Genomic DNA, 13,286 nt, shown 5'->3' with positions numbered 1-13,286 from the left:
CGAAAGAATTAGAGCAATTTATTGATTCGTGTTTCTACTTTGAATAATGATTAAGGGCAGATATCCTTACCGGTATAGGTAATATCGTATCTAATCTCTGATTCTAGGAAATTTAATTGCAGTTTCGCTAATTTTATTTGCAGTTTTGTTATTTTTAATTGCAGTTTCACTAATTTTATTTGCAGATTCGCTCTTTTTATTTGCACTTCAACCTTTATTTGCAGTTTCTGATTACTTATTCGCACCTTTCACAGTTTTATTTGAACGTCCAACTTTCTTATTTGCACCTCGTCCAATATTTGCAGTTTCTCATTACTTATTAGAAACCTTGACTTTTTCAACTCCTCTTCTTCTGATATTTCCTATTAAAATAAAAACGAGGATACCCACTTTTTGGATATCCTCTCTCTTAACTTATTTAACAACAGTAACCGCTACTGTTTTAGTCGTTACTTTAAATCCTTCTTTATCAACTGCATCAGCAGAAATATAATACGTTCCACTAGCTAAGCTTGCATCTGGAGACCATTTTAGATGCATTTCATGTTCGTTTTTCACATCAATGCTCTCGACTACTTTACCACTCGCATCCTTCACATTAACCGTCCAATTTATGCGAGTATTAGCAAATCCATTAATTTGAGCAACTTTACTCGAAGTTAAATTCGCACTCGGTGAAACATTGAATGCACTAACTAGCATACTAGACGTAATATAGCTAGGATCTCCCCATACTTTATAGCTTATATTCATTGCGTGATCAATTCCCATAACAACGACGCTTTTTGGTTCTTCAGTTACTAAAGTTGACGTTGCTCCAGGTGGTAGTGACATAGATTTACCATTAACCCAGATAATTGAACCATAAAACCCTGAGCCATTTTCATTATCTACTGCATCAAATGAAATTTCGTATTGGCTATCTTTTGGCTTAACTTGTACATTTGATACTTTCGGTCCAACTGAATCAACATTAACTGGTAGCTTCACTTTTTGCGGTTTTGCGTTTGGATAGTCTAAAGTCGTTTTGATAACAAAGTTGTACATGCCATCACTGACTGTACTCCCGTTATCATCTTTCGAATCCCAATTATAGCCGGTGTACATTCTACTCGCAGAAATAATATTCTTTCGGATAGGCAAAGGAATGCCATTATTATACTCACTAAAATCACCTAAATATCTAATGACCTTTCCTTTGGCATTTTCAATATACATTTCCGCTTTTGCTAAGTTTCTAAATGCAGTAAATGATGGGAAGACCCCTTTAAGTATTGAATTTGGAGATGTAGTGATTTCATTCATATTAAATTTTCCTGTTTTCGTATCATAGCCCATAGGTACTGATGCACCTTCATCATCCCATAGTGCTGTATAGCCTAAAAACGCATCTTTTCGATCCCAAGCTGCAGGATCAATATTATTAAGGGAATCCCACTCACCATTAAAGCCCATATAAGGAACTGTTAAAGGAACAGCTGAATCACTATTTTTCCCTGTTGGTATGAGGCGTACAAATCCTTCAACAAATTCATTTTTCCTCATTGTTCTTGGTAAACGAATTTCTACTTTCAAGTTTTTCATTTGTCCTGCTTTAATTTTTAAAGTCGTACTTCCTGTAAGTTCCTCTCCATTTACATAGATCGATGCACCTTCAACACGCTTACTTTTCAGTGATAAATAGTCTTTCGAATCTAAAGTTCCATCGCCATCAAAATCAAATTGTTTTGTATCTATTCCATCAGTTAATAAGTCTATATCTACAGTGTATTCGTATTCATCTTTTGCTTTTTCTGTTTGAAGTGATTCTACATTTAAGTTGAAGGTTGCACGGTCATTTTTAATTTCTTTTAATGCAACTGCTCCTGCCTGTTCAAGTGGTGTATTTTTCCTTGTTATAATGACAGGTGTTTTAATTGCATTTTGTATTTGCATTAATCCAGACCCTTGAATACGAGGAGAATATGGAATCTCGTTGTTCGTTTTAGGATCCATGACCACTTTAGCTGTATTCATTAAAGCAACTTTTGCTTTTAATGCTGTATCTTCTGAATGTGTAAGCCCTTTTTCGTACAACGATTGTAGAATTAACGCAGCTCCACCTGCTACGTGTGGCGTAGCCATTGAAGTACCGCTCATTACCTCATATTCATTTCCAGGAGTAGTTGAATAAATTTTCCCACCTGGTGCTGAGATTTCTGGTTTAAAGTCTAAAGTTGTTGGAGCACCGTATGAAGAGAAATAAGACATCGTATCTCTTGCAGGGTTATCAACCCAAGTTGCTTTCGTTAATTTCATTTTGACAACTTGTCCACTTGTTAATTTATTAATTAAAGCATCCCCTGCTTCCTTACTAGTTGTTGCCGCAGGAGTAAGATTACTTCCGAAGTTTACGTATGGATAATCAGCCATATTAGAAGCTGGAACTAAAATGACGGCCTTTGCTCCTCGCTTTTTAGCTTGAGATTGCATTGAAGAGTAAGTTGAATAAGATGTATTTGGCTTAAAGACTACTATTTTTCCATTTACATCTTTTCCAGCATAATGTTCATCTTTAAATCCTTCACCTACATAAACTAGTTCATAACTTTCGTTAGGAGAAAGTACTCTAGAAAGTTTGAAATTATATTGTGTTTGATCTTGATATGGAAGTTTTAAGCCATTGTCTTCTGCCAATGTATTTAATTCATAATTAGTATTTTCATAGGAAGCTACAGACAAAGCAAAAGGACTAACCCCTGGTTCCCCTACAGTCCCAATATCAGGATTATCTGCATACGGTTGAGTAGAAGAGGCAATGATACTATTCTTTGTACTATATGCTGCGTTTCCGCCTGCAACAACAACTAGAGTTCCATGTTCTGTCGCTTCGCGTATAGCTTTTTGAATTGGATCTTTATCTTCACCAACGAATCCTGAATCAGTACCAAGACTCATATTAATAACATCTGCTCCCATTGCAACAGCATGGTCAATTCCTGCAATAATATCGTCTTCGAATGCCCCTCCACCTTTGTCAGAGAAAACCTTTTCAGCTAACAGCTGAACACCTGGTGCAATTCCTAATACACCATCATTTTCTTCATCACCATTTGCTCCAATTGTACCTGAAACATGTGTACCATGAGGATTTCCGTTTACACCACGAGGTATAACGTCTGTATCATTATCGGCCCAATCATAACCAGTTGGAACTTTGTCAGTATACCACTGTTCATTAACAGGAGTTTCAGAAAACTTACTTTGAATATTACTTTGAGTCAGCTTCTCTTTTTGTTTTCCCTTTTCAGTTAGGGTCATATCTTGATGCGTATAGTCTATACCTGAATCAACCACACCAACAACTAGCCCTTCACCTTGATAACCATACTTCTCCCAAACACTTTGAGCCTGTACTAACTCTTTACTCGTTTTCATTGTTTGCTCATAAGTTCTTGCAATATGTACATTTGTTACACCAGGAGTTGCCTCTAGTTCTTTAATATTTTTGTATTCTGTATCAAAACTAAATCCGTTAAATCCATCATAAAAACGATGTCTAATCTTCGGATTCAATTTCTTTTTTGCCATTTTAGAAACAACATCATCTTGTTTTTGTTTCATCAAAGTTTTTTTACTTAACTTAGTTTTCGTTTGTGTAGCTTGTTCTGGGTCTTGAACTTCAACAATTACACGCACCTTCTCATTAGTATCATAAACTTTTGAGCTATTTTCACTCATATTTTTATAAACTGATTTGTCAGAAGCTTGAACTGCTTCTTTGTTGAGATTCGTTAAATAATTTTTCAAACTACCTTGTACATTCTCATTAACTTGAGAACTATTTGGTTGATTCCCTTTTGTAATTTGTGCGTATCCTGGAGTAGTCAAAAACATTGCTGCTAATGTCGTTGCTGTAATAACTCGGAATGGAAATTTCTTGCTATTACTCATAAACTCTAAACTCTCCCCTCGTAATCTCTTTAATTATTATTTATGTTAACTTCAAGGTTAGAAATTTATAGGCTTCAACAATCTCCAACTTGAAAGGATAACTCTATGTAACCACAGTTTATTTACTGAATTTTCAGAACTATATTTCTAGACTATTTTCCTAATTTCGAAAATAAATTAAGGTCTTTTAGTATTAAGACCAATCAAGTAAGGCTAGTTCAATGATCGAATAGTAATTAACCATTGAACCAGTCACTTGATTGAATACTCTTATCTATTTATTGCATTCCAAGTTCACTCATAATGGATTCCAAAGTGTCACCTTTATATTTTTTCTTTGCCTCTGGTGTTGAGCCAGGATGTAAGTATTCTAAAGTTGAATTTTGCTTTAAATAGTTTAATTGTACGAGTTTCATATCTTTTTCATTTACAACCCCATCGAAATTGATATCTGCAGCACGTTTGTTTGTTCCCCAATAGGTTCTAATATACTCAGCATCTAACACATCAATAACATTATCTTTGTTTACATCCCCTGCAATAACATACGCATCACTCACAGATGTGTTTAATCCAGCAAGCAAATCACCTTTTTTAGTTGTAGTATCAACCGTATCGTAATATGTGAAATGCCCAGGTATATCAACTGCCACAGTGTATCCTTTATCGTTCAATGGCACATTACCAAAACTGTACGAACTGTTAGCATTTAAATTTTGTTCGAGTGTGGTTCCTTGTGAATCTACTAAACTTATCTTTCCGCCTATTTTCGAATAATCTAAAGCTGAATTCCATACATTGTCTTCAGTGAGTAGCCCTTGGGAAACAATCCTACCTGTTACAATTGATTTAGTTTGAGCTACTTGAATAGCATTGTAGTCAAAGAAAGGCTGAGCAAATACCCATTTTCCGGTTTGATCTGTTAGAAGAGTATTAAAAGTCAAGAACCCAGTTTGATCCAACTGACTTCCATCTTTTACTTTCAAATACACATCGATCATTGGAATATCACCGCTCACCTCGTGAGTTCCATCCATCGTCAATGTATACACTTCGTCCATATAAGTTCCACCATTTATTGGATTTGAGACATGATTTATATTGATTGAACTATATTTTGAGATTTCAGGACGCGCTTGTACATTTACAATTTCTACTTGCTTAGGATCAATTTTCATTGTAAATTTCGCTTCCTTTAAATCCTTCAGGTTTTGGACAGTTAGTGAATATTTCACTGTATCGCCTGTTCTGACTACTTTTTTGTCCAAGTCACCTGTTACATATGGGGTACCTTCCTTCAAGAAGTAAACGGTTGTACGGTTTTTCCGATTATTTGCTGCATCAAGTCCATCTATAAACGCAGTAATAACATCTTTACGATTATCAAGAGGTAGGTCATATTCCAATTGTCCATTTTTATCTACTTGCTTTACAGTGTCTGGGAAACCTGTAAATCCAGAGTATGTAAATCCTACCTTGTTATTAGATTGATCAATATTAAAACCAAGTGTCTGCATTTCTGCTACTTCATGATCAATAACTGTTGCCTTAATTGGATAAGACGTTTGATTTGCAGGGTATTCAATTACCTTTTTATCCTCAATATTAGTTTGAAAGTCTGGATTCGTGTTATCTACGAAGAAATCCCTCTCAATTGAAAATGTTTTTCCATGATCATTTGTACCGATTAATTTAAACTTGTAATAACCTTGCTTGGCATAGACTACTTTATCTGAGATTGGCTGATTTTTATTTCCAGTAAATGGCTTATATGATCCATCATAATCTAGCCAGCCATAGTCTATATTTTCATTGACTGCCATTCCATCAAGTTGACCAATGTATCCAAGGTCTTTGCCTGATTTACCATCCACTAACACTGCATCGATCACTTTCATATGAGACTTTACACTAAATTCAAACTGTAAATTAGTTTTGTAAATTTGACTTGCTCCATTTGGCATCGTCGACATAGATGGATTGACGAATGTTAAACCTCCCATTCCCTCTTCAACAACTCGAATTGCAAATGGAACCTTATAAGTCTCATTTGGATTTGCTTTATTTGTATAAACTACATATCCTTCATATGTACCGTTCTCAGCCGTTTTCGGAACAAAAATTGATACCTTCGCCTGCTTTTGATTGTTTCCTTTTACTTTAATCTCCGAATCAGTGATAACATGAACATCGTTTTTTTCAGCATCTTTTGAGTCTCTTACTCCGGTTTGAAATTGTACATCTACATTAAAAGTCTTATTCTCACTTTCCAAATTTGAAAGGACAACTTTACGACTATCTAAAATATCATTTCCTGATGCTCCAAAGGAACCGAAACTAATCCCTCCTATTTTTTCTTGAATGTTTGTTTCTTCTCCAATACTAATGATCGGTGTCTTATCAAACACTTGAATTTCCATTCCAGTATGTACGGCTTTATATGGGTTAATTCGACCAGCACCTACTTCAAATACGCTGTATGGTTTTTTCAATTCATCTGCTGTATTCATAATGATTGACTTAACATCTTCAGGTTGTAAATTTGGATTCGCTTGCAACATCACTGCTGCAACACCTGCTGTATAAGGTGATGCCATTGAAGTCCCAGATAATCTTTGATAAGCGTATTGGTAATTACTTTGATTATCTTTACTATTTATATAAGAAGGTACAGTTGACATGATCGAAACACCAGGTGCCACTACCTCAGGCTTAATATCATAATTAATACGAGACGGTCCACGAGAACTGAAATCTGCTAATGTGTCTCCATCTATTGTTCCTTTACCCATTTCAGTAAATGTAAAAGATGCATTCCCTGCTTGTACGTTTTTTAATAACTCTAATCCTTCAGCATTCGATAACGAGAATGTTGGGATATTGGTTGTACCTTCTCCTAAATAAAAAGGAATAAGCCCTTCGTCTGGATTGTCATTATACATTAAAATACCAGCTGCTCCCTTTAGCTGTGCAAACTTCACCTTATCTTGTAAAGTAACTGAACCTCGTGCGACAAGTACAAACTTCCCTTTTACATCTTTCCCTACATAATTGCTTGAGCTACCAACTCCAACATCTACAAGTGGAAATGATTTGCCTTTTAATTCAGGTATATTATCTGAGTATGCTTTTGCCATCAAACGTAAATGAGCTTGTTTGGTACTTTCGCCTCGCATCGAGATTGTGAATGTTTCCATATCAATCGGTACATCACTTGCTCCTACTGACAAAGGTAATGCAGCAGCACCCGGTGAGCCTAGAGTATATAAATCACTACCAGAATTCCCTGCTGCTACAACCGCCGTTACACCACTTAAAACGGCATAATTGACTGCCATACTTGTTGGAAATAGCGGATCATTAACAGTAGCTCCTAAAGATAGGTTGATAACGTCCATCCCATCGACTACAGCCTTATCAATTCCAGATAAAATCGCATCGCTCGATCCTGAACCATATGGACCAAGAACACGATACACATAAAGGTCAGCATCCGGTGCTACACCTGTCGTCGCATACTCGCTATTATTTTTGCCACGCCCAGCAATAATGCCAGATACATGAGTTCCGTGTTCTGTATAATAAGTTGATCCATTAGAAGTTTCGGCTTTTTTAGAATTCTTCCAATCCGTATAGGTCGTTTCCATTGGATCATTATCATTATCTACAAAGTCATACCCACCTTTGTAGGCATCTTTTAAATCAGGATGATTATAGTCAATGCCTGTATCAATGACTCCAACTTTTATGCCTTTACCTGTATATCCCTCATCATGTAATTTATCAACACCCAGATACGAGTTTCCGCCTGGGATGTTTATAGGAGATTCTGCATCTTTCGTTGTATTTTCTTCTTTTGGCAGATCAAGTTGTACTATCTTATCGCTCCAAATAGACTTAACAGCATCAGATGACAACAAGCTCTTGACCTTATTTGCAGGCAAGGTCATAGCCACCCCATTAAAAGCATTCTTATAAATTCGTTTGACCTTAAATGAAGCTTTCTTTTTTTGTATATCCTCTTTAAAAATCGATTTTAAATCTTGCTGAAATGTTGCTTGATTACCATCTCTTAAACTTCTAGCCTTACTTGCTGATAAGCTTTTCCCATTAATCTCTGCTTCTAACTGTGCAACTTTTTCGGGTTTTTGTTTGAATTCAACTATAACGGAAATGTCTTTCTCACTGCTTAAATCCACATTTGGATCAAGTTTAAGACCTGAGCTATTATTTAACTGTATATTTCTCAATGCAGAACGTTGCTCATCCGTAAGATGAGTTAAAACATCTTCAGTTTTTGTACTTGTTTCTGCTTTTACGACAGAATGATAACTAATTGGAGTGACTGTTCCTAAAATTACTCCTAAGCTCATTACTACGTTAAAAGCATTTTTTCTTTTATTGTTTCTCTTTTGCTTCATTGAGTCGTGCGTCTCCCTTCGCTAACATGAATAGTTAGGTTATTATGAATTTTCTTAAAATTATAATCACATTATAATGAGAATTGATTTATTTGAAATTTTAACAAAACCTTTCAACATACCAAATATTAATCGATAATATTCAACAAGAAGATTTGTATAAGATTGTAAGTTTAATTAATATAAACTGACCTTCTTCAAATAAAAAACGCCAATCTCTAGTCTTCTGGTAGATTGGCGTTTTCTATAGGTTTTTACTGCAATTATATACGATTTAAATTACTAATCTATTAACTTTTTGAGAAAGTTCTAGTAAATCTTTAATAAATTTCCGCTAAATAAAATCCGGTAAATTTTTACATTTTTTTCATTTTCTATAATAAGTTGACGAATTCTCGGTATTCCTATTTTTGATTTAGTCTAATTAAATAAAACTAAATTAAACTTTTATGAAACTAAAGGCGAAGTATTTAAGCAAAGTCGAAGTTGTAAAAAAACGCTATTCCTCCATGAGAAAGAATAGCGTTTTTTTATTAAATAATCCTATCGATTAGATCATTTCTGAAACTAACTTTGCCATAATGACATTTGAAACGATAACTGGGAGACCCGTTAATTGCGAAACTATTTCTCTTGACTGTTCTGAGTATGCCATACAATCTAGTAAAATAAGATCCACTTTATCTTTCAGTTCATTTGCTGCTTTTTCGTAGTTTTTCAAATCATTCTTATATGGAGAAGCAATTGTAATATGAGGACACATCCCAAACTTAGAAAACTTATTCATTATACTATCTACTTGTTCGGCCAAAGGGATGATTACACCTAATCGACGTTGACCAAGTATTGCCTTGACTGCAGCTGGAATAATTTGATCTGGTTCAATTAAATAGGATGTATTTGTTTGTAGCCCTGGAAATTCCCCCGTACAAAGAAGCAGAATTTGGTTTATCCCCATTTTTTCCAGCTGGTAAACTTTTTCCTGCATAACGGATTGCATTTTCTCTCTCGACATCACAACAGAATCACCATTGATCAATCGAGTAGTTAATATATAATCGCCAGAGTTTGGTGACAATTGCTCTTCAATTGATTCTTTCGTTAAACCATCCAACACTCCAACCTGAACTAATTCAGAACGTCCGTCTATATATTTATCGATAACTGATGCCATATCATGTCGTGGTGCTTGACCTATTGTAATCATTCCTAGCTTCGTCATTTGTTTCACTCCAATTAAAAAGGCAAATGTAAAGATTTTTGATGATCAATGAATAGCTTCTTTCCCCATTGTTTGTAAGATTTTCATAGAACCATAGAGTTCAATAATTTTCTCAAATTCAGCTTTATCATAAAATTGGCATGAACCGTTTGTCGTTTCTTTGGCAACTTCAATTGCAAATCTAGCAGCTAAAGCAATATCTGTTTCATGACTGGCTCCTGTACCACATCCCGGAACAGCGGATTGGGCTGTAATTGCTAAGCCTACAACAGGTGAGTCAGTAGCAACGGCCGGCTGAAGGATTGAATTAATATGATAGATATCATTTCCATATGGAGTTATATCTTGCATTGTAATTGGATAAGTTACCGGTAGCTGTCCCGAAGTCATTTCCATAATTCTCAGAAGATCATCACTCACACGAAGAATGTATCCTTCTTTTACGGTTGGTGAAATCGCAATCCCTTTATGATTAATTACACGATTACCTTTTGTCGTATCAATCGATAAAACGAAGTCCATTTCAGGTAATACTTCATATTGATTCATTGTTAAAATATCAACAGGTGAATCCATAAAGTCCACTGGCTCATGTGGAAGAGTTGGAGCATCTGGACAAATATGAGTTGTTACATACACATCGCCTTTCAAAACATCCCCTTTTACTCGCATATCCGCTAATTTTAGCGCAGAAGCAATAGCCGCCACTGCACCATCTGCATCAGATACTAGACCGATCCTGCTAGGGCGTGCACCAATTCCACCAAGTCTACCTACAATTCCGAAAGTAGGAGCAGCACCGCCAGCAGTTTTACCCTCGTTCCCTGGAATTAAAATTTTGATAAAATCCGTGCTACCTTGCTGTCCCGTTACCGTATTTACTTCTACTTTAACGTCGGGATATAAGTTAAATAACTCTTTTACCTTTTCACCATTTACATATGCGTTATCTAAAGTATCAATTACAGTAAGAGTTTGTTTAAGTGTCATTTTAAAGTCCTCCCCTCATTCATATGATTTGTATTAAAGAACCGATTTTTTAATAATGCCTTCAATTTGTCTCAAAAGATTTTCATTGCTCATTGTAGTGCTTAAAATTAAATTTTCTTTCGGCACTGCAATTACTGAAAGATGCTGCCCTTTTTCAATTGCTGCTGATACAATTGGTTTCGCTGTTTTTGCATCAAACGTCATAATTAAATCCGGGAAGGTACCGAAACGCTCACCATCTTTTTCTAACGTCATATATTCATTCCAAAATGTTAATTCATAAGAATCATTGATCCAAACCGTTCCCACATCAAATCCGCCCGCGGTTTCAAGTTGAAAATCGGTAACAGTTCCTATTGTAATAACTTTCCCACCTAGCTTTTTGACAACCGCATCAATTGCAGCTTCACCTTGATGAGTTAATAATGCTTCCCCAACTTCCATCGCTTGCATAATTGCTCCTGGTGCTCCGTTTTGCTTTGCGTAAGCGACAGTTACAGGATTTCTAGCAACTGCAACGACTCCGCCAGCTTCGATTGATGCTTTTCGAACCATGTTTGATGTCTTATCAAGTGAACCAGAAATGCTCACCTCAACATAGTTTTCTTCTTTTCCTCCAATCGCTGCTTGATGTGATACATAATCAGGAAGCTCCGATAAATTTAGCGAGCCCATTGATCCAGTTGGATGTGCTCGTCCATTACATGGGATATCAATGACTGGAATATTTGTCACGGCACTTTGAAACCACCCATTTACTGAGGTCCCTGCTCCGTTCTCATTTGTCATAATTCCTTTAATTGGTTTATCAATTTTCTTTGAAAGAAGCTCTAATGCTTGAGCATAATGGACTGGTTTCACAAATTGATCCTTTGCCGCTGGCGCTCCAACTAATGAAACCGTTACAAGTAAGTCCTCATCTTCAAGCTCGTCCACTGTAAGAAGTTGCGGTTGACCAACTTCAAGCGCTAACTTACCAATTTTAAGACCTTCTTCAATCCAGCCACCGCCGCCACCGCCTAAGACTGCGCCTCCATAAACTACATATTCCACTGTTTTTTCATCTAATTTTATTTTTGTCATTTGATTTCGCCTCACTTTTTCATTTTGAACATTGAATTAAAGAAGTTGAACAATGCGTCACCCGCAATAAATCCTGCCGCTAAAATGCTCATTGGAGCTTCAGCTTCTTTACCTTTTACTTTCAATACAATAACTCGAATTAAAATCCCCAAAAGTACAGCCCAACACGCATTTGGACTTAAAATAAGTAATCCGGTAGCAAATAAAACACCTAATTGTCGACCAGGGCCACCAATTAATTGAAGAATCGCGCCTGGAATCGCCCAAAGTAAAAGTTGTTTTGCTACTTCTGGAGATGCACCTGCTTTAATTGTTGAAACATATACCGCATCAATTGGTGGTACTAAACCTTGTGCGAAAAAACCTTTATATGTGATAAGAACTGTCAAAAGAGCGACCCCAAAAGAAATCATCCCTGTAATGTACTGTTGTTTTCTTCCTTGTAATTCATACTCTTTGTCTTCGCCGTTTCCGCGAAGAATGTAACCAGTTTTTAGATCATATCCCATATCAGCAAAAGCTGGACCTGTTGCAGCACTGAATCCTGCTAATAGTGCTAGTGCTACAGGTGGAAATCCGATTAACATTCCAAATAAAAGTGTAATGAATGCAACGGCAAATGCTGGGAACCAACCAGAATGCATAGCAGCAATCCCCACAATCAATTCATGTACAAATGCTGCAAAAGCCGCAAATAATAAGAATCCTATGAACATCCCAGGAGACATTTTTGTAATAATACCTCCAGTAATAGCAATTAATAGGGCTATTATCAGATATGCAATAAATCCATACCCCAATGCACGTCTTGCTTCTTTAATCGGTCTAGTTAATCTACTCTCGTCTAAATTCTCTACAGCTTTAGAATGTTTCTGATTACTTTTCTTTTGCTTGCCAAAGATTAGGAACGAAACTTGAACTAATGCTACAATTCCAGCTCCAATCATAAATCCATGAGCGATGTAATGTTGATTTAGATCAAAATTGAACCAAGGAATCGAATACTGGTGAATCATAAGTCCAATTCCAAACATTGAAAGGGCCCAAATATTCCCGATAAATGCTGTACCAAATGCTGACATTGAAATATTAAAATAAGAACCTATTAATCCAATTCCAGTACCAATCCCTAAAAGCGCAGCACGTTTTCCGCCTTTATCTCCTGCAAGAATTGATTGAGCTGTAGCAACGCCGGGTGCCCAAGTTTCAGATGCTGGGAAAAGTCTAGAATCAAATATTTTGTAAAGAATAGCAGCGTCGACAAACATTGCTAACGCAGCACCAATCAACATTGGGACAATTAATTTTGAGTTCCCCATGACGAATGGAATTCCAATTGGAATTAACAAGCTATTAGCTGCACCAAACGTCGCTGATGAAATGGACGTTTGAACAAGATTTTGTCGATGAATCGATTTATACTTTTTGAACATTGCTCCTGGAATTCTAGCTACTAGCATCGCAACAAGTGCACCAACAATTGATGTACTAGGTGTAACGCCAAGTGTCGTAATGATTTGCATTCCAATGATTGCTCCAATAACGCTCGTCACTATATTGAAAATCAGTGCAAAAGGCTCAAAAATACTTGGATGCTTTTTTGTGTCTTTCATAGATAATTCCCCCATTTAAATTTC

6 protein-coding genes are annotated in these 13,286 nt (G+C 36.2%); all 6 read right to left on the bottom strand.

Features of this window, described 5'->3' with window-relative positions; all coding sequences use genetic code 11:
* Positions 1–414 precede the first annotated feature (414 nt).
* The 6 genes from CN601_RS27820 to CN601_RS01945 all read right to left on the bottom strand — a co-directional run bounded on the left by CN601_RS27820 (position 415) and on the right by CN601_RS01945 (position 13,262).
* Positions 415–3,933, bottom strand: coding sequence for a S8 family serine peptidase (locus CN601_RS27820; protein ID WP_098169849.1), 3,519 nt, complete (start codon positions 3,931–3,933; stop codon positions 415–417).
* A gap of 278 nt (positions 3,934–4,211) precedes the next feature.
* A complete protein-coding gene (locus tag CN601_RS01965) occupies positions 4,212–8,354 on the bottom strand; it encodes a S8 family serine peptidase (protein WP_098169848.1) in 4,143 nt (1,380 codons plus the stop codon).
* A 550-nt stretch (positions 8,355–8,904) separates the two neighbouring features.
* Positions 8,905–9,576: an AroM family protein gene (locus CN601_RS01960; RefSeq protein ID WP_179865399.1), complete on the bottom strand. Its 672-nt coding sequence runs from the start codon at positions 9,574–9,576 to the stop codon at positions 8,905–8,907.
* 45 nt (positions 9,577–9,621) lie between these two features.
* Positions 9,622–10,566: a DUF1177 domain-containing protein gene (locus tag CN601_RS01955; protein ID WP_098169846.1), complete on the bottom strand. Its 945-nt coding sequence runs from the start codon at positions 10,564–10,566 to the stop codon at positions 9,622–9,624.
* 33 nt (positions 10,567–10,599) lie between these two features.
* Positions 10,600–11,649 (bottom strand): S-methyl thiohydantoin desulfurase family protein, encoded by a 1,050-nt coding sequence (locus tag CN601_RS01950; RefSeq protein ID WP_098169845.1) that lies wholly within the window; start codon positions 11,647–11,649, stop codon positions 10,600–10,602.
* A gap of 11 nt (positions 11,650–11,660) precedes the next feature.
* Entirely contained in the window at positions 11,661–13,262 is a 1,602-nt protein-coding gene (locus CN601_RS01945; protein ID WP_257131583.1) for an OPT/YSL family transporter, read from the bottom strand.
* Between the last annotated feature and the right edge of the window lie 24 nt (positions 13,263–13,286).

The sequence above is a fragment of the Bacillus sp. AFS017336 genome (genome assembly GCF_002555445.1).
Taxonomy (GTDB): Bacteria; Bacillota; Bacilli; order Bacillales; family Bacillaceae_G; genus Gottfriedia.
Note: the sequence above shows the minus strand (reverse complement) of the source record. Positions and strands in the feature narration are given on the sequence as shown.